This window comes from Planococcus glaciei, from assembly GCF_900099655.1.
Taxonomy (GTDB): Bacteria; Bacillota; Bacilli; order Bacillales_A; family Planococcaceae; genus Planococcus; species Planococcus glaciei.
Genome location: NZ_FNDC01000001.1, coordinates 140,038 through 164,772, shown reverse-complemented (window position 1 = coordinate 164,772; position 24,735 = coordinate 140,038). Strand labels below are relative to the sequence as shown.

General features: G+C 47.0%; 24 protein-coding genes. 20 read left to right on the top strand and 4 right to left on the bottom strand.

Annotated features, from left to right (window positions below):
* Both BLQ32_RS00820 and BLQ32_RS00815 read right to left on the bottom strand, forming a co-directional pair.
* The gene (locus BLQ32_RS00820) at nt 1–411 is read right to left on the bottom strand and encodes a GtrA family protein (RefSeq protein ID WP_074508729.1); all 411 of its coding nucleotides are present in this window, start codon (nt 409–411) and stop codon (nt 1–3) included.
* The gene (locus BLQ32_RS00815; RefSeq protein ID WP_036804960.1) at nt 401–1,339 is read right to left on the bottom strand and encodes a glycosyltransferase family 2 protein; all 939 of its coding nucleotides are present in this window, start codon (nt 1,337–1,339) and stop codon (nt 401–403) included. Before BLQ32_RS00815 ends, BLQ32_RS00820 begins: the two co-directional genes overlap by 11 nt.
* A gap of 347 nt (nt 1,340–1,686) precedes the next feature.
* On the opposite strand from BLQ32_RS00815, the gene BLQ32_RS00810 reads away from it, so the two are divergent.
* From BLQ32_RS00810 to BLQ32_RS00755, 12 genes are all read left to right on the top strand, one after another.
* Nucleotides 1,687–2,301, top strand: a complete 615-nt coding sequence (locus BLQ32_RS00810) for a TerD family protein (RefSeq protein ID WP_036804958.1) — start codon at nt 1,687–1,689, stop codon at nt 2,299–2,301.
* Nucleotides 2,302–2,315: 14 nt separating this feature from the next.
* The gene (locus BLQ32_RS00805) at nt 2,316–2,894 is read left to right on the top strand and encodes a TerD family protein (RefSeq protein WP_036804956.1); all 579 of its coding nucleotides are present in this window, start codon (nt 2,316–2,318) and stop codon (nt 2,892–2,894) included.
* Between the two features lie 112 nt (nt 2,895–3,006).
* Nucleotides 3,007–4,152, top strand: a complete 1,146-nt coding sequence (locus BLQ32_RS00800; protein ID WP_074508728.1) for an HpcH/HpaI aldolase/citrate lyase family protein — start codon at nt 3,007–3,009, stop codon at nt 4,150–4,152.
* Nucleotides 4,085–5,449 carry a phosphoribosyltransferase domain-containing protein gene (locus BLQ32_RS00795; RefSeq protein WP_074508727.1) on the top strand — a complete coding sequence of 455 codons (1,365 nt, stop codon included), beginning with the start codon at nt 4,085–4,087 and terminating at the stop codon, nt 5,447–5,449. Before BLQ32_RS00800 ends, BLQ32_RS00795 begins: the two co-directional genes overlap by 68 nt.
* A 5-nt stretch (nt 5,450–5,454) precedes the next feature.
* Complete coding sequence (locus tag BLQ32_RS00790) at nt 5,455–6,564, top strand: cysteine protease StiP family protein (RefSeq protein ID WP_074509086.1); 1,110 nt, start codon at nt 5,455–5,457, stop codon at nt 6,562–6,564.
* Nucleotides 6,561–7,373: a hypothetical protein gene (locus BLQ32_RS00785; RefSeq protein ID WP_074508726.1), complete on the top strand. Its 813-nt coding sequence runs from the start codon at nt 6,561–6,563 to the stop codon at nt 7,371–7,373. The genes BLQ32_RS00790 and BLQ32_RS00785 overlap by 4 nt, the downstream gene beginning before the upstream one ends.
* A 12-nt stretch (nt 7,374–7,385) precedes the next feature.
* Complete coding sequence (locus tag BLQ32_RS00780) at nt 7,386–8,999, top strand: YceG family protein (RefSeq protein WP_074508725.1); 1,614 nt, start codon at nt 7,386–7,388, stop codon at nt 8,997–8,999.
* 21 nt (nt 9,000–9,020) lie between these two features.
* Nucleotides 9,021–10,103: a toxic anion resistance protein gene (locus BLQ32_RS00775; RefSeq protein WP_074508724.1), complete on the top strand. Its 1,083-nt coding sequence runs from the start codon at nt 9,021–9,023 to the stop codon at nt 10,101–10,103.
* A gap of 20 nt (nt 10,104–10,123) precedes the next feature.
* Complete coding sequence (locus BLQ32_RS00770) at nt 10,124–10,702, top strand: TerD family protein (RefSeq protein ID WP_036804945.1); 579 nt, start codon at nt 10,124–10,126, stop codon at nt 10,700–10,702.
* A 768-nt stretch (nt 10,703–11,470) separates the two neighbouring features.
* Complete coding sequence (locus BLQ32_RS00765) at nt 11,471–12,643, top strand: M20 metallopeptidase family protein (protein ID WP_074508723.1); 1,173 nt, start codon at nt 11,471–11,473, stop codon at nt 12,641–12,643.
* Nucleotides 12,644–12,760: 117 nt separating this feature from the next.
* Nucleotides 12,761–14,290, top strand: coding sequence for an AbgT family transporter (locus tag BLQ32_RS00760; protein WP_074508722.1), 1,530 nt, complete (start codon nt 12,761–12,763; stop codon nt 14,288–14,290).
* Between the two features lie 29 nt (nt 14,291–14,319).
* Nucleotides 14,320–15,618: an amidohydrolase gene (locus tag BLQ32_RS00755; protein WP_074508721.1), complete on the top strand. Its 1,299-nt coding sequence runs from the start codon at nt 14,320–14,322 to the stop codon at nt 15,616–15,618.
* A gap of 51 nt (nt 15,619–15,669) precedes the next feature.
* Here the strand turns inward: BLQ32_RS00755 and BLQ32_RS00750 are convergent, their stop codons facing one another.
* Together BLQ32_RS00750 and BLQ32_RS00745 are read right to left on the bottom strand one after the other, a co-directional pair.
* Nucleotides 15,670–16,932, bottom strand: a complete 1,263-nt coding sequence (locus tag BLQ32_RS00750; protein WP_074508720.1) for a TRAP transporter large permease — start codon at nt 16,930–16,932, stop codon at nt 15,670–15,672.
* The gene (locus BLQ32_RS00745) at nt 16,920–17,426 is read right to left on the bottom strand and encodes a TRAP transporter small permease (RefSeq protein ID WP_074508719.1); all 507 of its coding nucleotides are present in this window, start codon (nt 17,424–17,426) and stop codon (nt 16,920–16,922) included. Before BLQ32_RS00745 ends, BLQ32_RS00750 begins: the two co-directional genes overlap by 13 nt.
* Before the next feature lie 408 nt (nt 17,427–17,834).
* Between BLQ32_RS00745 and BLQ32_RS00740 the strand changes: the two genes are divergently transcribed.
* The 8 genes from BLQ32_RS00740 (at nt 17,835) to BLQ32_RS00705 (ending at nt 24,720) form a co-directional block, all read left to right on the top strand.
* Complete coding sequence (locus BLQ32_RS00740; protein WP_074508718.1) at nt 17,835–18,860, top strand: DctP family TRAP transporter solute-binding subunit; 1,026 nt, start codon at nt 17,835–17,837, stop codon at nt 18,858–18,860.
* A 106-nt stretch (nt 18,861–18,966) separates the two neighbouring features.
* Nucleotides 18,967–19,362, top strand: a complete 396-nt coding sequence (pcaC, locus tag BLQ32_RS00735) for a 4-carboxymuconolactone decarboxylase (protein ID WP_074508717.1) — start codon at nt 18,967–18,969, stop codon at nt 19,360–19,362.
* A gap of 241 nt (nt 19,363–19,603) precedes the next feature.
* On the top strand, nt 19,604–20,530 hold the full coding sequence (locus tag BLQ32_RS00730) for a hydroxymethylglutaryl-CoA lyase (protein WP_074508716.1): 927 nt from the start codon (nt 19,604–19,606) through the stop codon (nt 20,528–20,530).
* Nucleotides 20,531–20,571: 41 nt separating this feature from the next.
* The gene (locus BLQ32_RS00725) at nt 20,572–21,366 is read left to right on the top strand and encodes an enoyl-CoA hydratase/isomerase family protein (protein WP_074508715.1); all 795 of its coding nucleotides are present in this window, start codon (nt 20,572–20,574) and stop codon (nt 21,364–21,366) included.
* Nucleotides 21,367–21,413: 47 nt separating this feature from the next.
* Entirely contained in the window at nt 21,414–22,754 is a 1,341-nt protein-coding gene (locus BLQ32_RS00720) for an MmgE/PrpD family protein (protein ID WP_074508714.1), read from the top strand.
* Nucleotides 22,755–22,783: 29 nt separating this feature from the next.
* Complete coding sequence (locus tag BLQ32_RS00715; protein WP_074508713.1) at nt 22,784–23,311, top strand: PaaI family thioesterase; 528 nt, start codon at nt 22,784–22,786, stop codon at nt 23,309–23,311.
* Nucleotides 23,308–24,150: a fumarate hydratase gene (locus BLQ32_RS00710; protein ID WP_074508712.1), complete on the top strand. Its 843-nt coding sequence runs from the start codon at nt 23,308–23,310 to the stop codon at nt 24,148–24,150. The genes BLQ32_RS00715 and BLQ32_RS00710 overlap by 4 nt, the downstream gene beginning before the upstream one ends.
* A gap of 15 nt (nt 24,151–24,165) precedes the next feature.
* The gene (locus BLQ32_RS00705; RefSeq protein WP_074508711.1) at nt 24,166–24,720 is read left to right on the top strand and encodes a Fe-S-containing hydro-lyase; all 555 of its coding nucleotides are present in this window, start codon (nt 24,166–24,168) and stop codon (nt 24,718–24,720) included.
* Nucleotides 24,721–24,735 lie beyond the last annotated feature (15 nt).

The following is a 24,735-nucleotide window of genomic DNA, read 5'->3' as shown; positions in this document are numbered from 1 at the left end:
TCACCTTCTTTTTGCACCGGCCGTCCGGACCGATCCTTTCAGAATTTTACTGGAAACTGCGAATGTAATGGGGATGGTAAACAATACGGCAGCAAACGGCGCAATATTGCTGTTAAGGTTGAAAAATTCTACAAATACGAAAATCAGCAGAGTGGAAACAGACATATTGACGACTTGCGTCAGCGGGAAATACAAATACTTTTTCAACGTCGGTTTGATTCTGTACGTAACGTAGCAGTTCAGGAAAAAAGAAATGTTCAACGAAATGAAAAAACCGGCGATATGGGCCAGTAGATAAGGCAGCGACAATAGGTTATGCAAAATCAGATAGATGGAGTAATACGTAGCTGTGTTGATGACACCGACAAATATGAAACGGGTAAATTCAGTATTCAGCGATTTAAGATTCATCGTAATCATCCGCATTGCTGATGTCGATTAAAAAATTCGGCCGCCTTTTGGTTTCATTGTAAATCCGGCCAACGTATTCTCCGATCACGCCTAAGCTGATCAATTGAATTCCCCCCAAAAATAAGATTGCGGTTATGGTTGTAAAATATCCCGGTGCCCCTACGCCTTCTTTCAGGATTTCATACAAAGTCACTGCGATATAGATGAGCGAGAGGAAGAGCACAAGGAAACCGGTGTAAAAACAAACGCGCAAAGGCTTTAAGTTAAATGAAATAATACCATCGATGCCGTAATTGACCAAGCTCCAGAAAGACCACTTGGACGTCCCTTTCACGCGCTGCACATTTTCGTAGCTGATGATTTTTTTGCTTAAGCCAATCCAGGAGTACAGCCCTTTTGAAAAACGGTTGCTTTCACTGAGCTGAAGGATGGAATTGATGGCTTTTCTGCTAAGCAGCCTGAAATCGCCTTCCCCGTCCACGAAATCGACATCCGTGACAGCGTTGACGATTTTATAATAGAAGGAAGATAAAAAACTCCGGAACTTTGAATCGCCTGTCCGGGAGCGTTTGGCGACTACCTGGTGGAAGCCTTCTTCAAAACCTTCGATCAGTTGGCCGATCAATTCGGGAGGATGCTGCAAATCGCTGTCCATTAAAATAGCCGCATCGCCCTGAATGCGGTGCAGCCCTGCCAGGATGGCGGACTCTTTGCCGAAATTGCGGGTCAGCGAAATGTATTTCACGTCTGGATGTCTTTCAGCGAGCTTCAGGATTTCCAGCAAGGTCCCGTCACTGCTGCCGTCATTGATAAACATGATTTCATACCGGTATGGAAGCAGGTGAAGTTCCTGGACCAACTTTTCATACATGCTAAGAATATTTGCTTCTTCGTTGTAAGCCGGAACCACAATTGAAATAAGCTTCATCTGTACTCCCCTTTCATTTCTTGATGCTTTGTCCTCATAAAATACACACTATGATTTTGTTTACCCGCGGCTTGATAAAAGTATGCTGAAAACCGGTGGATAACATTGAAGAATTGTATCTTCTGTGACAAACGAAACTTAAAAGCGAATTAATCGTATATATTTGTATCGGGATAATTTTAATTTTACCACAGTAAAAAGTTCCCATTTTAAATCGGGACGCTTTTAGGGCGCGTTGGTTCCTTAATAAAGGATGTTGGGGCAATAACCCTTAATAATTGAAATTTTCCGGATTTACAAATACTATTGAAGTTAGAGTACATAACGATGAATGGAGAGTGCGAAGAATGGCTATCAATCTCGTAAAAGGTCAAAAAATTGATTTAACTAAAGGGCGTTCGTCGCTTTCAAGCATCATGGTCGGCCTTGGCTGGGACCCGGTCACTACCAAAAAAAGCGGCGGATTCCTAAGCGGACTGCTTGGCGGCGGTGGCGGCGGCGCTGATGTGGATTGTGACGCTTCCGTTATCTTGCTTGATGAAAGCGGGAAGTTAAGTGGGAAAGAAAACCTCATTTATTTTGGTAACAAAAAAAGCAAAGACGGCAGCGTCGTCCATTCCGGCGATAACTTGACCGGTGCAGGCGAAGGGGACGACGAAACGATTCAAATCGACTTGAAACGGATTTCCCCATCGGTTCACCGTCTGGTGTTTGTCGTAAACATTTACAATGCCAAGCAAAAGAAACAGGATTTTGGCATGATTCAGAATGCCTTTATTCGTTTGGTGGACAACCAATCGAAAGAAGAGATGATCCATTACAATTTGACTGAGAACTACGCAGGCAAAATGTCGCTGATTCTTGGTGAGATGTACCGCCAGGGAACGGATTGGAAATTCTCGGCTGTCGGAGAAGGCACCATCGATCCGGATATCGGTTCAATCGCAAACAAATACGCATAAGGAGTGAAGGAAGAATGGCAATCAATTTATCTAAAGGGCAAAAAGTGGACTTAACAAAATCAAATCCAGGATTAACGAATGTAATTGTCGGTCTTGGCTGGGATACAAACAAGTACGATGGAGGACAGGACTTTGACCTTGATTCATCTGTTTTCCTATTAAACTCAAGCGGCAAAGCTTCTTCTGAAGCGGACTTTGTTTTCTATAACAACACAATCGGTGCAGCTGGCGCAGTAGAGCACACAGGCGACAACAAGACGGGCGAAGGAGACGGCGACGATGAGCAAGTGAAAGTGAACTTATCTACGGTCCCGTCTTCGATCGAACGCGTGACATTCGCCATTACAATCCATGATGCAGAAACACGCGGCCAGAACTTCGGCCAAGTCAGCAACTCTTACGTGCGCATCGTAAACGGCGACACAAACGAAGAATTGATCCGCTACGATTTAGGGGAAGATTTCTCCATCGAAACAGCAGTTGTCGTCGGCGAGCTTTACCGCCACAACAACGAATGGAAATTTAATGCGATTGGCAGCGGCTATCAAGGCGGCCTTGGCTCGCTTGTTAAGGATTTCGGACTGGACGCTTAAGGGCAAAGAAAAAAGCAAGGAGCATATCTCCTTGCTTTTTTAGCCTTTTTTTATGTAACTTTAGTTATTAATTTTGGCCATGCTTTTGGAGCGTGCCGGGAGGAAACAATTTATGAGACATTTTGACGTATTGACTGATTCTGAGCTGAAGGCATTTTTTAAATATTCCCCGGCAGAATTTAACCGTGATACGGAACGGGAAACACTGGGACTGGCATTGGGTGCTGCACTTTACACACCTGGGTCACGACCGGAATTTGGAGATAAGATTTTATCGGGGCAGTATAGACGGGGGGCTTTTTCGGGACTAGCCACGTTGATCATCTGTTTGGAAGATGCGGTTGCCGATTCCGAACTGCCGAAGGCGGAAGCCAATGTCATCGAGCAGTTAAAACTGCTGGAAAGAGCGGCATTTTTTCAGGCAGAAGCCGGACCGGCGCTTTTTTTGCGTGTCCGGAATGCGGCTCAGCTTGATAAGTTGACTGCAGAAGCCGGAACTGCTTTTGGCGTTTTGACCGGAATCGTCTTTCCGAAAGGAAGCGTTGAAAACCTTCCGGGCTTTTTTGCTGCATTAGACCGGGCGAGCGAAGCGGCAGGGCGCAAGCTCTATGCCTTGCCTTTGCTGGAAACAAAAGAAGTGCTGTATTCCGAACTGCGTGAACAAAACCTCCAGGAAATCCACCGGATTTTATTGGCAGAAAAAGACCGGGTGTTGACAGTGCGTGTCGGGGCTACCGATTTTTCCAGCCTTTACGGCCTTCGGCGGCCGGCAGAGCGGACAATTTACGAGGTCCATGTGATCCGGGACGGCTTAACGGCTATCTTAAACCAGTTTGGCCGGGCGGAAGACGGTTTTGTTGTCTCGGGTCCGGTATACGAGCATTTCTCTTCAGGGCAAGGACGCCCGATGTCTTCCAAGCCGGAACAAGTGCTTTGGCAGGAAGTGCAGGTGGATGTATTAAACGGCTTTAAGGGCAAAACATGCATCCATCCTAGCCAGATTTCAATCGTCAATGCCGGCCATATCGTGTCTCTTGAAACGTATGAAGATGCGTCGCTGATCATGTCTGAAAGCTTCAAGTATAACGGAATCCTGCAAAGCCCGAAACGCAACAAAATGAATGAAGTAAAACCGCATTTAAGCTGGGCACGGAAAGTGATGGCCCAGGCGGAAGTATATGGGGTGCTGAATGAAAACTATAAACCAATCGATGTCCTCAACTATATTGGATCAAACCGATTATCAAACCAACTTTAAATTATGGCAAAACCTGGACCTTTCGGTTGCGGTTTATGAAACATACAAAGGGCTTCTTCCGGAGTCCCTTTTCTCTATGGCTTTACGTGTCAATAAAAAGCGGCAGTTCCTGTTTGTCAGCCCTTTAATCGCCAAGCATCTGGCTGTCCGTCCCGACATTGCGCTTGGGACCGGCACTTTGCTTGCCTATTTGTTGATGGAGGACGCAGGACTCGATTACCAATCCTATGCGGATGCACTCGCGGCATTAATACAAACCGGAAAGAGCGATCCGGATGAGATAAAAAAAGCCTTGGCTTATAAAACGAAGCTTCCAGAACGAACCATTTTCATCGGAATGGCTGAAACCGCTACAGGGCTTGGACATGCTGTATTCCAGCATTTTGAAGACGCGGCTTATATCCATACAACCCGCGAACACGTCAATGGACTGACCCCTTCTTTTGTCTTCGAAGAAGAACATTCCCACGCCACTTCCCATATCGTCTATGCTCCTAAAGGAATGTTGGAAGAAGCGGAAACCATTGTTTTGATCGATGATGAGATTTCGACCGGCAATACCTTAATAAACTTAATCCAGGCACTTGATGAGCAGTTTCCTGGAAAAAAATACAAATCACTTTCCATCCTGGATTGGCGGAGCAAAGAACAGCAGAAAAAAACGGCTGAACTGGCAGCTGCGCGAAACATTCAAGTGGATGTTCTGTCGCTCATGAAAGGGCAGTTTGAACTGCATCACAGCGAAGCGCCGGACGAAGCGCCTCTTCCTTATTTAACAGGGGGCAGTGCAGTTCCGCTGCAGGAAATAACGGAAGCGAACCAGCTTCCATTCGAATCCGCTACCGGCCAGCGCTACGTGCCGCTAACTGGCCGATTCAGCCTGACAAGCGAGGAACATGATGAAATCAGCCGCTGGGCAGAACAGGCGGCCGGCCGCATGGTCGCTAAAGCCGGGGAAAAACCTCTGGTCATCGGCATAGGGGAGAATATGTACTTGCCTCTGCGCTTCGCCCATGCCTTAAATGCCGATGCATTGGTGCAGACGGCGACAAGAAGCCCGATTTTCGCTTCTGATGCAGAAGGGTATCCTATCAAAGAAAAAGTGAAGTTCCGCTTGCCTGATGCAGAAGGCGTGGATCAATTTCTGTACAATTTAAAGCAACTGGATATCAATAAGATTTATTTGATCGCCGAATCGGTGGTGGACGAAGCCGCATGGCGGCCATTAATCACGTACCTTAAAGAAAAAGCGCCTGTTGAATGGATTTCATTGACAGCGGCAAAAAAGGGAGATTGAGCCTGATGATTGCGACCGGATTGGTGAAAACAAGTTATCCGAAAGAAGACATCACGTTTTTATTAAAAGATGTCTCGGAAGTTTTTGGGGAAAGTACGCTCGAGGAACGTGAAAATGCAGTACGGGCGGGAGGCCATTACGCAGAACGCTTGCCGATGGAATACCGTCCCTCTGCAGAATATACAAAACTGTACCACGAAACAGTGGAGGCGGCGAAGCAGCGGCTAGGCTTTTTAATCGGGATTTTGACCCGCCGCATTGCATTGAATGCTAAAACGGAGGACGTCGTGCTCGTTTCTTTGGCGAGAGCGGGGAGCCCGATTGGCATCTTGGTCCGACGCTACGCCCGGCAAGTGCTCAATGTGGACTGGCCGCATTACAGTGTGTCGATTTTGCGCGGAAAAGGAATCGATGAAAACGCGATGGAAGCCATCCGGAGCCGGCATCCCGAAAGCCGCATCCAGTTTGTTGACGGCTGGACCGGAAAAGGGGCAATCCAAAAAGAGCTGACCCGCTCGGTCCGTTTGCTGAACGAACAAAAAGCGTTGGAACTTTATGATGATTTGGCAGTGCTCGCGGATCCTGGAGCGTGTGCCGTATTATTTGGTACACGCGAAGATTTTCTCATTCCGAGTGCCTGTTTAAATGCAACAGTATCAGGGCTGATCAGCCGGACCATCTTGAACGACCAATTTATAAGCGCGGAAGATTTCCACGGCGCTAAATTCTACAGCGACTTGCTCGAAGAAGACTTGTCGAATGATTTTGTCGACCGGGTTACCGCCAGCTTTTCGGAAACGCTAAAAGCAGTGGAAGATGCAGTTGCAGCGAATCCAGTTACGGCTGAACGCACCTGGGAAGGCATGAAAGAAGTAGAAGAAATAGGTCAAAAGATGTATAATGAAAGAGACTATACGTTAATCAAACCAGGCGTTGGGGAAACGACCCGTGTTCTGCTTCGGCGCAGTCCGTGGAAAGTGCTCGTCCAAGATCCAGCGCATTCGGATGTCCAGCACTTACTGGTTTTAGCAAAGGAAAAGAACGTGCCCGTTGAAGTGGTGCCGGGGTTATTCTACCGGGCAATCGGGCTGATCCGTTCGGGGAAAGAAATATGACGATTTTATTTGCCAGCGATTTGGACCAGACGTTGATCTATTCACGCCGCACAATGGGCTCGGGTGTTTCGGAAGAGGAACTGAGAGAGGCGGAGCGGATTGACGGGAAACCGCATTCGTTTATGACGGCAAAAAGCCAATCGGCGCTGTGGAACCTCGATTCTTCCGTCTGCTTTTTGCCGGTAACCACCAGAACCCAGGCACAGTATGAGCGGGTGACCGGCATATATGAAGGGAATGAACGCCCGCGTTTTGCGATTGTTGCAAACGGGGCTGTCATCCTGGAAAACGGGGAACCCATAAAAGAATGGTCGGACGATATCCGTAAGCGTTGTGTCAGCCGGAAAACGATCATTCAGGAGCTGAAGCCGGAAATTGAGCGGTATTTCACAGAAGACTGGGTAGTGAGCGTGCGCGAAGCGGATGACTGGTTCGTTTACATGATTTTGGACCGGGAACGTTTCCCGGAAGAGAATATGGAACTTTACCAAAGGACATTCCGTGAAATCGGCTGGTCGCTGTCGCTCCAAGGGCGAAAGCTGTATTTTATGCCGGAAAGCATCACGAAAGCGGCGGCAATGGAATACGTCAAAAAACGCATCGATGCGACCTATGTAGTAGCGGCAGGGGATTCGCTTTTGGATATGTGCCTGCTTGAAAATGCAGATCTGAGCTTGCTGCCTGCCCACGGAGAAGCGGTCCAAAGCGATTCTTTTTCTGAACATATTGAAATAACCGAGAAAAAAGGAATCAAAGCCGGGGAAGAAATCTTGGAGAAAGTGATGAGTATTTCCCGGGAGTTTGAATAAGGAGGAAATCCCATGGTTCAACTGCATCCGGTCCGCGTGAGAACGTGGGATCCGGAAAAACTGGGCGACTGGCTGACGAAGCCGCTTGTTAATCACCCGGAAACGAAAGTCGAAGAAGATGCCATCACTTATCCGCAGCTGCTCGGCCAATTTGTCGGAATGCCGCTCGATGCCGACGATTATTTTGCTTCAATTTACGATCTGTTGGAAGAGTCAAAGGGGCGGCTCATACGGCTATCCGACCGCTTGAACAAGCAGATTGCGGCTGAACGCCTGCGCAGCCTGCAGGATTTGTTTGAAATGAACAATAAAGAGCGGGGGCTGTCTCCAAACCGGATTGTGGCTTTTCTTGACGGCAAAGGCTTGCTGCCAAGATTGAAAGACGCAGGGCTGAATCGGCGGATCCGCCTGGTCATGATCGATATATTGAAAGCTTTCCAAACCCAATCCGGCGGAAGCACAACCCATTCCTCTTTCCGCCGCATTGCAACAGACTTGGTCAAATGGACGTTCAACCACATCGAGCCGGAGCTGGAAAAGCTGGACCTGGAAAAAGGGCTGCCTGCCTTCCTCTGGTACGGCGATACGACAGAAAGCGAAAAATGGTTTCTCAAATTTTCTGCGGCTTTCGGTTTTCATGTCATCGTTTTTGATCCGACCGGAAAGCATTGGCTGGAAACAGTACTGGAAGAAAAAGATTTGCCGACCCACAGTTTTCAGGTGACAGGGGATGCGGTTCTGCCGTTTCCGGAAGAAAAGCCGGAGCGGGTCGGAACGGTTGCATACCGGGCGACACAGGAAGTGGACCGCTTGCTGCACCATGATGATTCGGGCCTGTATAAGCCTTATCAGTTTAAATCCTATTTAACCAAATCCATCCGGCTGAAAACGACCATTGATGAAGCATTCATGCTCGCAAAAGAACGGGCCATGGTCCGCCCATCATTTGGCGTGGAACGGGGAAGCGTCAACATCCCGGTTGTGTTTGCCAAAATCATGGGCATTGAAAAAGACCGGAAGCGCTTCTGGGATAATATCCATGGATTGACCGAACGCGAGGACACGCTATTGATCCGGAGTTTTCCGTTTATCGAAGAACGCAAAGGGAACCAGCAATTCCATTACCGGGCAGCGCTTGGGAAAAATGGACGGCTGGATCCCGAGAAGATGAAAACGGCCAATTGGTGGAAATACGGACGCTTGCCGGACGGCCTGCAAACGGCCCTTTGCGAAGCGATTGCGCGGCTTGTTGAAAAGCCGATGCTCACTCCGCAGAACGGAGAATCATTTGAAGACCTCCAGCTTTATCAATTTTCCCAGTCGATGTCGATGCCGGACGCTGTCATTCAGCTGATCCAGCAGTTTGATTATCCGCAGTTTGTGCCGACTTTGCTGTTTTACAATGAAGAAAAAGACGGCGAATTGAGCCGTGCGGATGCCAATGCCATTGCACTCATCCATATATTCGGACTCGATGTCATCATCATTAATCCGCAAGGGCATCAGGACATTGAACGCTGGATCGATGCCGAATCGATCGATACACACTGGCTGGATGACCGCAGCTACAACGAGCCATACCGTGAACCGTCAGTGGTCAAAAAGTTATTCAGAAAATGGCTTTAACCATTACAGGGAGGGATACCAATGAGTACATTGCCAAATCAAATCGAGCAGCAAGAACTGGTCATGCAAGATGAAAACAACTTGAAAGTCCAGTTGAAGAAAGACCCTGAAGTGCTGGCGCTGGCTTCAAAAATCAACCCGAAAAACCAGATTGAATTGCTGGAGTTCGGGCGTGAACCCGCAAATGAAATCTCCGCTTTCACCGGCAAAGTCTTGAATTCGGTCCAGGCCAACAGCATGGAAGAATCAAGTGAACTTTTAAAGCAGCTCGGCAAAATCATGGACAAATTCGACAAAAAAGATTTTGTTGAAAAGAAAGGCTTCCTCAACAAAATCTTCAATAAAGGCAATAAAGTGATTGAACAATTGTTCAATAAGTACCAGACCATGGGGACGGAAATCGACAAAGTCTACGTCGAAATTACAAAATACGAAACCGAAATGAAAAAGTCGACATCGACTTTGGAAGAGCTGTACGACCAGAACTTCAATTATTTCATGGAACTGGAAAAGTACATCGCCGCTGGAGACATCAAAGTCCAGGAACTGAAAGCACAAGAACCGGAAGTGCGCAAACGGGCGGAATCCGGCAACCAGATGGCTTTAATGGAATTGAATTCCCTGCAAAATGCCATCGAATTGCTGGAACAGCGCGTCTATGATTTGGAAATGGCGAAGCAGGTTTCCTATCAGTCGGCTCCGCAAATCCGTATGCTGCAGCGCGGGAACACCAAATTGATCGGAAAGATCAATTCTGCGTTTGTCACAACGATTCCAATCTTTAAAACCGGCTTGATCAATGCCATTGCGGCTAAACGCCAGAACCTGGTGGCTGAAGGCATGAATGAACTGGATCGCCGCACCAATGAAATGCTGCTGAATAACGCAAACGATATTTCGCGCCAAAGCGTGGATATTGCCCGCATGTCCGGCCAGCCAAGCATCAAAATCGAGACCATCGAACAGACATGGGAAACGATTATGCAAGGCATGAACGACACGCGTGAAATCGAAGCGGAAAACCGCAAAATGCGTGAGCAAGGGCGTTTGCGCATTGAGGAATTGCAGAAGAAATACGAAGACACCCAACGAAAAGCGAATTAATCGGAGGAGGAAATCAGTATATGTCTACAATTAACTTAACAAAAGGCCAGAAAATCGATTTAACGAAAACCAACCCGGGATTGACAAAAGTGCTTGTCGGCCTTGGCTGGGATACAAACAAATACAGCGGCGGCGGAGATTTCGACTTGGATGCATCTGTATTCTTAGTCGCGGAAAATGGGAAATCCCGCAGCCCGGAAGATTTCATCTTCTACAACAACCTGTCAGGCGGCAACGGTTCCGTTGTCCATGCTGGAGATAACTTGACCGGCGAAGGCGACGGAGACGACGAGCAAGTGCTCGTTGATTTGCCGAATGTTCCTGCGGATGTCCACAAAGTGGTCTTCACGGTAACAATCCACGAAGGCGAAAGCCGCGGCCAAAACTTCGGACAGGTATCCAACGCCTTTATCCGTGTATTGAACGAAAGCACCAACGAAGAAATTCTGCGCTACGATTTAGGCGAAGATTTTTCGATTGAAACTGCGCTTGTCGTCGGCGAATTATACCGCCATGCAGGCCAATGGAAATTCAACGCCATCGGAAGCGGCTACCAAGGCGGCTTAGCAGCCCTTGTCAGCGACTTTGGCTTAAGCTAATAAATGAACGCAAAAACGTCCATCAAGAAATTGATGGACGTTTTTTCAGCTTGTTGAGAAAGAAAATTATCTAAACTGATATTCCGCAAAATAGCTCCGCTGAAAACATATGCTCCTGCATCGCTTCGCTAGCTTCATCGCAAAGACTTAGCCTCGCAGGCTTCGGCTAATGTCTTTCCTGCGGGCTTGCGCCGAACTAACTCGGCCCGGCAGCCGAGTGGATTTCGGCACGGCGCTGTCCCACGGGAGTCTCCGCTGTTTTGCTCCATATCAAGAGAAGGCATGAACCCAGTGTGCGCTTCATTTTTGTTCTCACTTTTCAAACAATCCTTGTAAAGAAGCTGGAAAACGGAATGAAGCGGAAGGCGGCGACTTCTGCGGGAAAGCGAAGCAGCCGAGACCCTGGAGTCGCAAAGCGACGAAGCGGCTCGGCGCGAGCCCGCGAAAAGCGTCCGCCTGAAGCGGAATAAAGAGGACTGTCAAGGTTTCTCGACAGCCTGCAAAAACGTCCATCAAGAAATTGATGGACGTTTTTTGTTTGCAATTTAACGGTTGGATATAGATGAGGAAGAAGAAGCGAAGGAATTCTATGCTTGGATATGGCTTCAAGGGAAGGATAATAAATTTTTACAAAAACCAATTTACGATGAATTTAATTATCATACTATAGTATCAAAAAATTCTCTTTATTTCATTAATTCGACATCCGCTTTTTATTTTATGCTAAGCTCGAAAAGAAAAGTTGATACATAGAAGGGATGAATACGCATGACAATCACTGAACGTGTCAAAGAGATTCGAAGAGATTTGCACCGGAATCCGGAACTTGGCGGCGAGGAATGGGAAACTTCTAAACGCATTCAGGCCGAATTGGAGAAAGCCGGCATTCCTTTCAAAACCGGTTTTGCCAGAACAGGGGTCCTCGGAATAATTGAGGGGAGCGGAAGCGGCGGGACTGTCGCTTTGCGTGCAGATATTGATGCGCTTCCGATTACCGAAAAAACGGATGTCGAATTCAAATCGGCGGTCGCAGGAAAAATGCATGCGTGCGGACACGATGCACATACTTCCATGCTGCTTGGTACAGGATTCAAGCTGCAGGAAATGAAGGATCAATTGCCTGGCCGTGTCCTTCTTGTCTTCCAGCCAAATGAAGAGTCGACGCCAATTGGCGGTGCAAGGCCGATGATGGAAGACGGTGTTTTTGATGAATACAAACCGGATGTCATTTTTGGACAGCATGTATGGCCGGACTTGCCAGTCGGGAAAATCGGGGTTCGCGATAAAGAAATGATGGCGGCATCCGACAGACTATCGTTTACCATTACAGGCGCAGCGGGGCATGCCAGTATGCCGCATCAAGGAAAAGATGCAATTGTGGTCACTGCAGAATTCATTTCTTCGCTTCAGTCGATTGTTAGCCGCAACACAAATCCATTGGAGTCAGCAGTTATTACGATTGGCACGATTAATGGGGGATACCGCTACAACGTGATTGCCGACCATGTAGAACTGACTGGCACGGTTCGGACTTACAGTAAACAAGCGAAGGCAACCATTAAACGGAGAATTGAAAATCTGGTCAAAGGGTTTGAAATTGCATACGAAGTCAAAATTGCTTACGACTATATTGAAGGCTATGATGCCACCGTCAATACGCCGGAATGGGCAGAGCTGGTCCGGGATACTGCCATTGCCTCACTCGGCGAAGAAGCATTGCCAACAGTAGATCCTTCCATGGCAGGAGAAGATTTTTCGCGGTTTCTGGCAGAATATCCCGGTGCATTTTACTGGCTGGGCTGTGCCAAAGAAGGAGAAGAAATTCCGAAACCGCTCCATGATCCGGAATTTTATTTTAATGAAGATGCAATTGAAATCGGCGTCGATACAATGGTGAAAGTTACGATCAATGCTTTGGAAAAATTGAAGGAATTACGTTAATTCCGAACGTTAAGACGTCACTTTATTAAAAATTATCGGAATATCTTGAAAAAACGATGTATTTATGAATATAATATTAAGGTATTTGTGTAATTATGCAATCAGAGGAGGAGAAAGATGAAACAGCCAAAACAGAACGTGGAGAAGCGGGGATTTTTTATACGCTTTTTGAACGTCGTCGAGAAATTAGGGAATAAGCTGCCCGACCCTTTTATGATTTTTGTGTACTTGGCAGTCGCCGTTATGATTGCTTCCTTTATTTTCAGTATGTTCAATGCTTCGGTAGTTCATCCAGGCACTGGAGAGACGCTGGCAATCCAAAATTTGCTGTCGTGGGCCGGGCTGCAATACATCATAACTTCCATGCTTGAAAACTTTACAGGCTTTGCACCGCTTGGAACGGTATTGGCAATCATGCTTGGCATCGGCTTGGCCGAAAAAGTCGGATTATTGGAAATTGCCATTCGTAAAACTATTTTAAAAGCACCACCTGCGCTTGTTACATACGCCATTGCTTTTGTCGGAATCATGGGGAATATCGCATCGGATGCTGCCCAGATTTTGATTCCGCCGCTCGCGGCAATGGTATTCTATAAAATTGGACGCCATCCGCTAGCGGGTCTGGCAGTAGGTTTCGCAAGTGCCGGCGCCGGGTTTACGGCAAACTTGCTGATTGTTGGAACAGACGCCTTGCTTTCGGGAATTTCAACGGAAGCTGCTGCAATCCTTGATCCTTCTGTTATTGTCACACCGGCTGACAACTGGTATTTCAATATGATTTCTGTTTTTGTTCTAACCATAGTTGCTGCACTCATCACAGAAAAAATCATCGAGCCTAAATTAGGAAAATATGAAGGCGATATGGTCATTGACGTGGATGCAGAAGAGCATCCAAAAGCCAATAAGGGCCTGCGCAACGCCGGCCTTGCCGCATTGGCTTATCTGGCGGTGCTTGCATTGCTTATCTTCCTGCCGGGTTCATCGCTTCGGAATGAAGAAGGCGGCTTAATTCCTTCGCCGTTCTTGACAGGAATCGTACCTATTATTTTCGGTCTTTTCATCGTACTCGGCGTAGCTTACGGAAAAACCGTCGGAGCTATCAAAAGTTCAAGAGATGCTGTCGGATTTATGAGTGAGTCCATCAAAGATATGTCTGGATTTATCGTTCTGATTTTTGCTGCATCGCAATTTATCGCTTATTTTACATGGACCAATATCGGCACCTGGGTAGCTGTAAACGGCGCTGAGTTGTTGACGCAAATCAATTTTACAGGAATCTATCTGATTGTCGGCTACATTCTCTTTACTGCAATGCTGAACTTCCTGATTTCTTCCGGTTCTGCGAAATGGGCACTGGAAGCACCGGTGTTTATACCGCTGTTTATGCAGCTCGGTTATCATCCAGGATTCACACAAATGGCTTACCGGATCGGGGATTCCTCGACCAATATCGTGACGCCGTTAAATCCCTATTTTATTGTCGTGCTTTCTTTCATGCGCGAATACGATAAAAAAGCAGGAATGGGAACGTTGATTTCCTTAATGATTCCCTATACCTTGTCTTTCCTGGCCGTCTGGATCATTATGTTCCTGATCTTCTTCTTTGCGGAACTTCAGTTTGGACCGGGAATTACCCCTTATCTCTAAACAATCATTAATGGAAAAGAGGAGAAAAGATGGCAGAGCAATTTTTGGATGAAAAATTGCAGGATCAGATGACTCGCTGGCGCCGCGATTTGCACAAACATGCCGAATCCGGATTTTTGGAAATGCGTACAGCTTCTCTTGTCGCAGCGTATTTAGACTCACTTGGCTATGGCTTGAGCACTGCGGAAGAAGTTATGAAAGCAGAAGCGCGCATGGGTGTGCCGACACAAGATATTTTGGATGCGCATTACAGGTGGGCTGAACAAAATGGTGCCAATATCGACTGGCTGCCGAAATTCAAAAATGGCATGACAGGAATTGTTGCGACGTTAAAGACCAACAAACCAGGTCCCGTTCTTGCTTACCGTTTTGATATGGATGCGCTTGATATTCAGGAAGACATGTCTGCAGGCCACATTCCGTTTGAAAAAGGTTTCACTTCGTTGAATGAGTTTAAGATGCATGCCTGCGGACACGATGGCCATACTTCCATTGGTCTTGGATTTGCGAAAACCCTAATGGACAATAAAGAACAGCTGGCCGGGACGATCAAACTGATTTTTCAGCCGGCTGAAGAAGGGACGCGCGGAGCCAAGTCGATGGTGGAAGCGGGAGTTGTAGATGACGTCGATTTCTTTATCGCCATGCACTTGGGCATCGGAGTGCCATCCGGTGAGTTTGTAGCTGGAAATTCCGGGTTTTTGGCAACGACTAAAATGGATATCGCCTTTAAAGGAACAGCGGCCCATGCCGGCGGAAAGCCGGAAGAAGGACGCAATGCGTTAATGGCAGCATCCTCAGCGGTACTCGGCTTATACGGAATTCCGCGGCATTCGGCAGGCGCATCACGGGTGAATGTCGGCGTTTTGAATGCCGGAACCGGCCGCAACATCATTCCCTCACTGGCGGAACTGAAAGTGGAAACACGCGGAGAAACTTCGGAAATCAATGACTACATCCGTTCTCAAGCCCTCAATGTTTTAGAAGGTGCTGCAAAAATGTACGGAGTGGAAGTCAAAGTGGAGATTGTCGGCGAAGCGAAAAGCAGTATGCCCAGCAAAGAATTGGTGGAAACTTTAGCAAGGGCTGCGGAAAAGTCGCCGCTGATGAAGAAAACAGTCGAATGGTCGACGGATTCGGCAGGCTCTGAAGACGCGACTTATTACATGGAACGCGTAAAAGAGCTCGGCGGGCTTGCGACTTACTGCATCGTCGGCAGCGATTTAGCGGCCGGGCACCATAACGAACGTTTCGATTTTGATGAAGATTCAATGCTCGCAGCGGTTGATGTACTGTACCGGTCGGCCGTAAAAATAAGCAATTCATAAGAAAAAGACGGAGGCTCAGCTCTCCGTCTTTTTGCTGTCTATCGAGTTAGTTTACGTGAGGTATAAAGAAATCTGCGGGAAGATAATGACAATCACCAGCACAATAATGAAGATCGCGAAAAACGGAACAACGCCTTTGATGACTTCTTCCACCTTTTCGCCTGATATCCCGCTTACAACAAAGAGATTCAGACCGACCGGCGGAGTAATCATCCCGAGCTCCATGTTGACAACCATGATGATGGCAAAATGGATGACGTCGATTTCCAATGCTGTAATGATCGGCAAGAGAATCGGCAGCGTGATCAAAATGATGGCTGTCGGTTCAAGGAACATGCCGAGAACAAAGAATAGCAGCGAAACGATCAGCAGGAAGGTCCACTTATTAAACCCGCTGTCGCTGACCCACTGGGCAAAATCCTGCGGCACTTGTTCGGTAGTTAAGAATGTCCCGAGAACAAGAGCTGCTGCGATGATCAGGAAAATCATGGCTGTTGTGTTAATGGATTCGGTAAGAATATTTCTGAATTGGAATAAATTCAGTTCGCGGTATACAAAAACAGAGATGATGAGCGCATACAGTACAGCAAGGAAAGAAGCTTCAGTTGGTGTGACAATCCCGCTGTAAATTCCGCCCAAAATAACAACGGGCATAATCAGACCCCAAATGGATTTGATCGTCGGTCTGATCCGGTCTTTTATTGGAACTTTTGGCAGTCCGCCATAGCCTTTTCTGTGGGCAACAATCACGGCATAGATGATTAATGCAAACCCTAATACTAAGCCCGGCAGGATACCTGCAGAAAACAGTTTTCCTGTCGACTGTTCCGATACAGATCCATAAAGGATCAAAGGAATAGAAGGGGGAATCAAAATTCCCAGTGTTCCGGCTGAGGCAACCAAGCCCATGGAATATTTCTTATCGTAGCCGGCCTTGACCATCATTGGGATCATGATAGCGCCAATGGCAGCGGCAGTTGCCGGGCTCGAACCTGAAATCGCGGCAAAAACCATACAGGTGAGAACCGTAACGACGGATAATCCGCCTTTTGTATGGCCGACCCATGAACGGATGGCTTCAATCAGGTACTTCGAAATCCCGCCTTGCGCCATGATCAATCCTGCGAATACGAAGCCGGGAATAGCCATTAAGGTGGTGCTGTTGACGCCAGTAAACATTCTCTGGATAACCGTATTAAGCGAAAAGTCCACCAGGTAAAGTCCGATAATACTTGAAACCGCCAAACTTATGGCAATCGGTACCCGCAATAAAGCAAGAATGAATAATAAACCAATTACGATTACTGTTTCCATAGAATGTCATCCCCCCCGGTATCATCTTCTTTTTTAACAAAGAACCGATAAGCTTTTTCGCAAAAACGAATGAACAGCAGTAGACCGGCGAGCGGCATGATCAAGTAGTTGATCCAGATCGGGAAACCAAGGTCGATCGTTTTGATTTGCTGATCATAGGCGGTCATCACCATATCCATGCCTGTCCAGAAAATAAATGCACTGAAAAAGAGTCCTACTAAAAGGGTAATGACCTGAGAAAACTTCCTGAAAGCAGGCCCTGATTTGTCATACAGAATATCGATGGCAATGTGTTTGTTTTCTTTTAATGCAGTAGAAAAGCCGATAAAGATTGCCCATACCAGAAGCATTGTATAAATTTCCGTAGCCCAGCTTTGAGAGTTGCCTAAAACATATCTCATGAAAACGGAATAGAGACTGATGCCAATGCCGACCAAAAAAAACAAAGAAGAGAAAGCGCTTTCAATCAAATCTAAAACTCGTAAAACTTTCATCTTTTTTCCTCCCTTACATTATCAATGTATTTTGGATACGAGATTATTAGCTAAATCATAATATAAGATGAAAAGGATAACAAGAGTAAATATTTAAATAATTCTAAAAACAGAAAAACAAAATTGGGTTAATCGACAGAAATCTACTATAAAATGTTTTAGAAAACAAAATCTTTAAGTCTATTTAATAGTTAGAAAATTAAAATTTTTTCTTTACATTAAGTTTTTTCTGTGCTAATTTTGGGGTGAGTTGTATCCAAAAATCAAGATGGATGAATTCGACTCTGATTCAGCCATAAAATTCAATTTAGCAGGAGGGATGCGAGTTGGAATGAAAGCCCTTTCAAAACGCAGCGTCTGTATTGGATTAGTTTTATGCACAAAAACAAATTAAGGGGGAAATCGTGTATGAAGAAGTTTGCCTTATCTTTATTTTTACTGACGTCCAGTGCTTTCTTGGCTGCTTGCGGCAGTGACGAACCAGCAAGCGGTGGGGGTGCAGACGGCGTTGAGGAAATGACCATCAAATTCTCTCACGTAGTTGCAGAAAATACACCTAAGCACCAAGGGGCCCTGGCGATGAAAGAGTATATTGAATCAGAGTCGGGCGGCAAGATTGAAGTGGAAATTTATCCGAACTCTTCGTTATTCGGAGATCAGGATGAATACCAGAACTTAGTTTCCAACAATGTGCAGTTCATTGCACCGGATTTGACGAAGTTTGTAGGGAATAACCCGCAGTTTAACGTTCCAGCACTTCCGTTCATGTTTGAAAACGATGAAGAAGCAATTGCCTTCTGGGACGGCGAAAAAGGGCAGGAAATCTTGAGCAGCCTTGAAGGCGATGGTGTTCTTGGCTTGAAAATGTGGCCGAACGGCGGAAAGCATTTAACAAACAACGAACGACCGATTGAGTCTCCGGATGATTTGAAAGGTTTGAAATTCCGTACACAAGGCGGACAGGTCCTGGAAGCTCTTTACTCTGAGCTTGGAGCGGGCTCCGAGTCGATACCTTTCTCTGAGCTGTACACAGCTCTTGACCAAGGGGTAGTAGATGGACAAGAAAACACCTTCAGTAATATCGAGTCCAAGAAATTCGATGAAGTCCAAAAGTATATGACCGTTATGAACCATACGCGCGTTGATTATGCAGTGTTCACCAACACGGAATTCTGGGAAGGCATGAATGCCGAAACCAAAGAAATCGTTGAAGCCGGCTTGGAAGAAGGAACAAAAGTGGCTCGCGAGGAAGCAATCAATTTGAATAAAGAAGCTTATGATCTGATCAAAGAACGCGGTGAAACAGAAATCACGGAATTGACTCCAGAGCAAATCGAGGAATTCAGAACGGCGTTGGAGCCGATCTACGATGAGTTCGAAGATGAAATCGGTGCAGATGTGTACGAGGCAGCCCGGGCTGCAGCTGGCCAATAACCATTTCTTCATAAATCTTTAACTGAAAAAGTTGGCTGTGTACATAGCCGGCTTTTTCAGTTTAATGAAAACGCAGCATCCATCCGCTTTAAAAAGGAGAATGATGATGAACAAAGAAAAGTTTGAGCAAGGGCTGGAAATCCGCAAAAGTGTGTTAGGGGCGGAATACGTTGAAAACTCCATTCAAAATGCCACAGATTTCAATATGCCGATGCAGGAATTAGTCACCGAATATTGCTGGGGAGAAATTTGGTCACGTCCTGGTTTATCAAGAAAAACACGCAGCATCATCAACTTGGCGATGATCACCGCATTAAACCGGCCGCACGAACTGAAACTGCATGTCCGAGGGGCCATCAATAACGGCCTGACCCGGGAAGAAATTCAGGAAGTGTTTCTGCAAACAGCCATCTACTGCGGCGTACCGGCGGCTATCGACAGTTTTAGAACAGCAAAAGAAGTATTGGACGAGATGGACCAAGAAGAAATTAATCCGTCCTAATCGCGGCATTGGCAAGCCGTTGGAGCAAAGAAACAGAATCTGGGTTGAAGGAAATACGTATATAAATTTTTTCGCAAATTTTGGATACAAAATACGAAAAGATATGATGCAGGAGTAATTCAAACCAGACTCTGTTTACAGCTTTGCTTGAGTAAAAAAGAAACACAAAACAGGCGCAGTCGAAGAGACGAATCTTTTGAGCGAAAGTCGCATAGTTTCATCAAAGTGGAGGAGGATTTTCATGAATTTCCCTGAACGTGTGCAAATAAACGAAGTGGTCTTAAGAGACGGCCTGCAGCTGGAAGCCAAAATCGTTCCTTTGGAAGAAAAAAAGGAATTGTATGAACTGCTAGTGAATGCTCATATACAGACTCTTGAATTCGGTTCGTTCGTGCATCCTAAACTAGTTCCCCAAATGGCCAATAGCGGAGAGCTTTTTGACGCTGTTGCTGCAGAAATCCAACGCCCCGCTTTAATCGCCCTGATCCCGAATTTAAAAGGAGCGGAAAATGCCCAGTCGCATGGCGTCAGCCGGCTCAACTTTGTTTTTTCTGCCAGTGATACCCATAATCAGCAAAATGTGCGAAAAAACACAGAAGAATCACTAACCGAACTAACAACCATATTGGAATTTTGCAACTCGCATGGCATCACCTTAAATGTCTCCATCGCGACAACGTTTGGCTGCCCGTTTGAAGGCGAAGTGCTGGTGGCAAGGATTCAGAATTTGGTGCACCGGCTAGTGGAGATGAAGATCGATGTAATTACATTAGCGGACACCACCGGAATGGCCAATCCCAAACAAGTCTACGGCTTGCTTTCATTGCTGCGAGGTGAATTCCCATCACAAAAATTCAATTTGCATTTCCATAACACAAGAGGGATGGGCCTTTCCAACATCCTGGCAAGCCTGCAGGCAGGAATCGACAGCTTCGATACATCGCTTGGCGGGCTTGGCGGCTGCCCGTTTGCCCCAGGCGCTACCGGGAATGTCTGCACAGAAGATGTTGTTCATATGCTTCATAATATGGGCATTGATACCGGCCTGTCGCTGGAAGGGCTCTTAAAAGCATCGGCAGCGCTTGAAAAAATCGTCGAACACCGAACGCCGAGCTACCTATTGAAGGCTGGGCCCTCTGACCGCAAATACCCGGTGCCGGCCGGTTAAAAAGAAAAATAAATTGAATCCTACAAAATGGAGGCTGAATCATGGCAGAATGGCAAACGATTTTAGTAAATGAGGAATACGTTTCCGATAATGTATACATCCTGGAATTGAACAGGCCGGAAGCGATGAATTCCTTGAACACTTTAATGGGCATTGAATTGATCGAATGCCTGAAATCCCTGCAGAAAAAGCCGGACTTGCGGGTTTTGGTGTTAACGGCATCCGGAGAGAAAAGCTTTTGTGCCGGGGCCGATTTAAAAGAACGAAAAGGCATGACCAATGAGCAATGGAAAGAGCAGCATGACATTTTTGAAGAGGCTTACGAGCAGCTTCGAAACTTCCCGTTTCCGGTCATCGCTGCGGTGAATGGCTTTGCTTTAGGCGGGGGCATGGAAATGCTGTTGAGCTGTGACCTGCGTTATGCTGCAGACCATGCAAAAATGGGGCTGCCGGAAGTGACGCTCGGCATTATTCCGGGCGTCGGCGGCACGCAGCTGCTGCCAAGAGCCATTCCGGTCGGATTGGCCAAAGAGTTCCTGTTCAGAGGGAATAAGATACCGGCTGAAAAAGCCTTATCCGCTGGAATACTAAACGGCGTTTTTTCGAAAGAAGAATTGCTGCCGGGCGTTTTGGAAGTTGCCAAGGAAATTGCGAAAAACGCACCACTTTCTTTGAAATCCATTAAAAAATCCATCAATACCGGTTTGGAGACCGATCTCAATACCGCTTTGACGATTGAACTGGACCAATATTATAAATGCGCAAACTCGGAAGACCGCCAAGAAGGCGTTTTGGCGTTCAATGAAAAGCGGAAACCGCAGTGGCAAGGAAAGTAAGCAAGGGATAGAAAGAGCGGGATTTTTTTAGAAAAGGAGCGGAAACGATGGAGCTTAGCCAAAAATTAGCACAATACAGCTTAGGGCTGTCTTATGAAGACTTGCCAAAAGAAGTAGTGGAGTTCACAAAGCTCTGCATCTTGGATTATTTCGGGTCAGCGATTGCCGGTTCGGAAAAAGTGCCGGTCCAGATGATCAGCGAGCTGGCGAAAGAAATGGGCGGAGCGGAACAAGCGCATCTGGTAACCGGCGGGCGATCGTCCGTCTTAAACGCCGCTTTGGTGAACGGGGCAGCGAGCCATGTAGTGGAGCTGGACGATATCCATAAGGGATCGATTATCCATGCCGCAACGGTCGTCATTCCGGCAGCACTGGCCGTAGCGGAATGGAAAGGGCTGTCCGGAAAAGAATTGATTGCGGCAGTCGTTGCGGGGTATGAAGTATGCTACAGAATCGGCGAAGCCGTTTCGCCTTCCCACTATTATTACTGGCATAACACAGCAACTTGCGGAACATTCGGTGCTGCCATTGCCGCAGCAAAACTGCTTGGCTTGACTACGGAACAAACGATTGCAGCGCTCGGCAATGCCGGCACGCAGGCGGCCGGTCTTTGGGAATTTATCGAAGACGGGGCAATGACGAAACAGCTGCACACAGGAAAAGCCGCTATGAACGGATTATTGGCTGCGCTTCTTGCTCAAAAAGGTTTTACCGGGCCACAAAAAATTCTGGAAGGGAATCGCGGCTTTTTTAAGGCGATGAGCGAAGAATACGATGTTTCCCGTGTTACGGAAGGGCTTGGCAGTGAATTTAAAATTATGGAGAACTCCTTCAAGATCCATGCTTCCTGCCGGCATACCCATCATGCAGTCGATTTGTTGATTGATATTTTCAATGAGCGGCATCCGGCACTTGAGGATATTGAATCGGTTACGGTCGAGTCTTACCAGGTGGCGTTGAATATTACAGACAACGATAATCCGCAAACGCAGTACGCCGCGAAATTCAGCCTGCAATTTTGTTCGGCGCTTGCTTTATTGAAAGGCAGTGCGACATTGGACGACTTTAATGAATCAATGCTGTGGGATGAAGAAATACGCCAGTTATTGAAAAAGGTGAAAGTGGTCACCGATCCGAAAATCGACGCGGGGTATCCGAAGCAATGGGGGGCGGCAGTCGAAGTCCGCTTTGCCGACGGGGAAACCATCAAAAAGCAAACGGATTTTCCAAAAGGAGACCCGGAAAATGCAGTAACGGCGGAAGAACTCCGGGACAAATTCCTGAACATGACAGGCAAGTACCCGACAGAACAGCGCCAACAATTGGCTGATGATTTGCTGGAGCTGGAAAAGCTTGAAACCGTTGAAAAAGTAATGGTGGCTTTATAACTTATCCCAATAGCAAAGAGGGAGAAACGATGATTGAAAAAAGAACTGAGCAAATAAAGGCAATCCAGAAACAGCTTCATGCATTAAAAGACCATGAACTTGAAGAAATGGAGCATTTTCTGTCCCTTTATCAAGATCAAACCGTTACAGAAGACCATCCCAATGCAGTGCCGATGCATTTCTTGGGCCGATTTTTAGGAATTACCCAAAATCAGGACGGCACTTCCGAAATGAAACTGGGGCTGCAAAACGCCAATACGTACGGGGTTGCCCAGGGAGGCGCCATTTATACATTAGCAGATGTCGCAATTGGGTTTAGCATTTTGCAGGATGTAGAAGAGGGGCAAAAAGTGCTGACGCTGGAACTGAAAGTCAACTTTATCGAAAAAGGGCAAGGGTCCCGGCTGATTGCTTCTCCAATCATTTTGCGCCGCGGAAGGAGCACCGTGGTTTCGGAATGTGCAGTAATGGATGAACAAGGAAGATTAGTGGCAAAAGCACTTGGCACTTTTTATATCACCAGCTCCCGGAAAGCTCGTGAGGAGGAGACATCATGAAAGAAATTCACTACCAGGCGATTGTTGAAGAAGTTAGCGAAATGTGCAAGAGAGCCAATTACGATCTGGGGGATGACGTGTACACGGCTTTCAAAAAAGCCTTGTCTGCTGAAAAGTCGGAAACCGGAAAAGAAGTTTTAACCCAATTAATCGACAATGCCGATATCGCAAAAGCCGAACGGGTGCCGATGTGCCAGGATACAGGAACGGCTGTCTTTATCGTCGAGCTGGGGCAGGATTGCCATATTAAAGGCGGAAGCTTAATCGATGCAATTAACGAAGGCGTATCAAAAGGCTACGGCGAAGGATACTTGCGGGGGTCAATGATTTACAATCCGTTGAACCGGAAAAATACCGGCAACAATACGCCGGCCATTGTCCATATCGAATTGGTGGAAGGCAGCGAGTTGACTCTCCACATGACCGCAAAAGGCGGCGGTGCAGAAAATATGAGCGCGATGAAAATGTTGAAGCCTTCGGACGGCATGGAAGGCGTCAAAGACTATATCTTATCCATCGTCAAAGTGGCAGGCCCGAATGCCTGCCCGCCGCTGGTCGTCGGAATCGGGATTGGCGGAAACTTTGAGCGCTGTACGTATTTGGCGAAAAAGTCATTGTTCCGTTCTGTAGGTGAACGGAATGAAGATCCGGCTGTTGCAGAGCTTGAAGAAGAGTTGCTGAACGAAATTAACCGGCTTGGAATCGGTCCTCAAGGAATGGGCGGAAGCACAACGGCATTGGACGTGAAAGTGGAAGTGGAATCCTGCCACATTGCTGCATTGCCAGTGGCTGTCAATTTGAATTGCCACGCGAGCCGCCACCAAACGACTACATTATAGTAAGGAGGGCCAACTGTGCAAAAGAAAATAATACTGCCATTAACGGATGCTGACCTGGACTCATTGAAAGCAGGAGACCGGGTGTTATTGTCCGGCACGGTTTATACCGCAAGAGACGCCGCCCATAAACGGATGGTGGACCAGGAAAAAGAAGGCATTCCGTTTCCGATTGATGTAGCGGATCAAGTGATTTACTACACAGGACCGACGCCCGCTAAACCGGGCGAAGTGATTGGTTCGGCGGGGCCGACGACAAGCGGAAGAATGGACTTGTACACGCCGAGGCTGTTGGAAAAGGGCTTAAAAGGCATGATTGGGAAAGGCTACCGGAACGAAGAAGTAAAGGCGGCCATCAAAAAGCACCGGGCAGTTTACTTTGGTGCGGTGGGAGGCGCCGCAGCATTGATTGCACGCTCAATAAAAGCGGTGGAAGTGATTGCTTATGAAGACCTTGGGACGGAAGCCATACGCAAACTGACGATTGAGAATTTCCCGGTGTTTGTCATCAATGACGTGCACGGCGGCGATATTTACGAACAAGGCGTTGCCCAATTCAGGCAAGACCATTAGCATGAACGGACCATT

Excerpts from the sequence above, each read along its gene's own strand:
- BLQ32_RS00820 (WP_074508729.1), bottom strand. The coding sequence starts at position 411 with ATGAATCTTAAATCGCTGAATACTGAATTTACCCGTTTCATATTTGTC.
- BLQ32_RS00815 (WP_036804960.1), bottom strand. The coding sequence starts at position 1,339 with ATGAAGCTTATTTCAATTGTGGTTCCGGCTTACAACGAAGAAGCAAAT.
- BLQ32_RS00810 (WP_036804958.1), top strand. The coding sequence starts at position 1,687 with ATGGCTATCAATCTCGTAAAAGGTCAAAAAATTGATTTAACTAAAGGG.
- BLQ32_RS00805 (WP_036804956.1), top strand. The coding sequence starts at position 2,316 with ATGGCAATCAATTTATCTAAAGGGCAAAAAGTGGACTTAACAAAATCA.
- BLQ32_RS00800 (WP_074508728.1), top strand. The coding sequence starts at position 3,007 with ATGAGACATTTTGACGTATTGACTGATTCTGAGCTGAAGGCATTTTTT.
- BLQ32_RS00795 (WP_074508727.1), top strand. The coding sequence starts at position 4,085 with ATGAAAACTATAAACCAATCGATGTCCTCAACTATATTGGATCAAACC.
- BLQ32_RS00790 (WP_074509086.1), top strand. The coding sequence starts at position 5,455 with ATGATTGCGACCGGATTGGTGAAAACAAGTTATCCGAAAGAAGACATC.
- BLQ32_RS00785 (WP_074508726.1), top strand. The coding sequence starts at position 6,561 with ATGACGATTTTATTTGCCAGCGATTTGGACCAGACGTTGATCTATTCA.
- BLQ32_RS00780 (WP_074508725.1), top strand. The coding sequence starts at position 7,386 with ATGGTTCAACTGCATCCGGTCCGCGTGAGAACGTGGGATCCGGAAAAA.
- BLQ32_RS00775 (WP_074508724.1), top strand. The coding sequence starts at position 9,021 with ATGAGTACATTGCCAAATCAAATCGAGCAGCAAGAACTGGTCATGCAA.
- BLQ32_RS00770 (WP_036804945.1), top strand. The coding sequence starts at position 10,124 with ATGTCTACAATTAACTTAACAAAAGGCCAGAAAATCGATTTAACGAAA.
- BLQ32_RS00765 (WP_074508723.1), top strand. The coding sequence starts at position 11,471 with ATGACAATCACTGAACGTGTCAAAGAGATTCGAAGAGATTTGCACCGG.
- BLQ32_RS00760 (WP_074508722.1), top strand. The coding sequence starts at position 12,761 with ATGAAACAGCCAAAACAGAACGTGGAGAAGCGGGGATTTTTTATACGC.
- BLQ32_RS00755 (WP_074508721.1), top strand. The coding sequence starts at position 14,320 with ATGGCAGAGCAATTTTTGGATGAAAAATTGCAGGATCAGATGACTCGC.
- BLQ32_RS00750 (WP_074508720.1), bottom strand. The coding sequence starts at position 16,932 with ATGGAAACAGTAATCGTAATTGGTTTATTATTCATTCTTGCTTTATTG.
- BLQ32_RS00745 (WP_074508719.1), bottom strand. The coding sequence starts at position 17,426 with ATGAAAGTTTTACGAGTTTTAGATTTGATTGAAAGCGCTTTCTCTTCT.
- BLQ32_RS00740 (WP_074508718.1), top strand. The coding sequence starts at position 17,835 with ATGAAGAAGTTTGCCTTATCTTTATTTTTACTGACGTCCAGTGCTTTC.
- pcaC (WP_074508717.1), top strand. The coding sequence starts at position 18,967 with ATGAACAAAGAAAAGTTTGAGCAAGGGCTGGAAATCCGCAAAAGTGTG.
- BLQ32_RS00730 (WP_074508716.1), top strand. The coding sequence starts at position 19,604 with ATGAATTTCCCTGAACGTGTGCAAATAAACGAAGTGGTCTTAAGAGAC.
- BLQ32_RS00725 (WP_074508715.1), top strand. The coding sequence starts at position 20,572 with ATGGCAGAATGGCAAACGATTTTAGTAAATGAGGAATACGTTTCCGAT.
- BLQ32_RS00720 (WP_074508714.1), top strand. The coding sequence starts at position 21,414 with ATGGAGCTTAGCCAAAAATTAGCACAATACAGCTTAGGGCTGTCTTAT.
- BLQ32_RS00715 (WP_074508713.1), top strand. The coding sequence starts at position 22,784 with ATGATTGAAAAAAGAACTGAGCAAATAAAGGCAATCCAGAAACAGCTT.
- BLQ32_RS00710 (WP_074508712.1), top strand. The coding sequence starts at position 23,308 with ATGAAAGAAATTCACTACCAGGCGATTGTTGAAGAAGTTAGCGAAATG.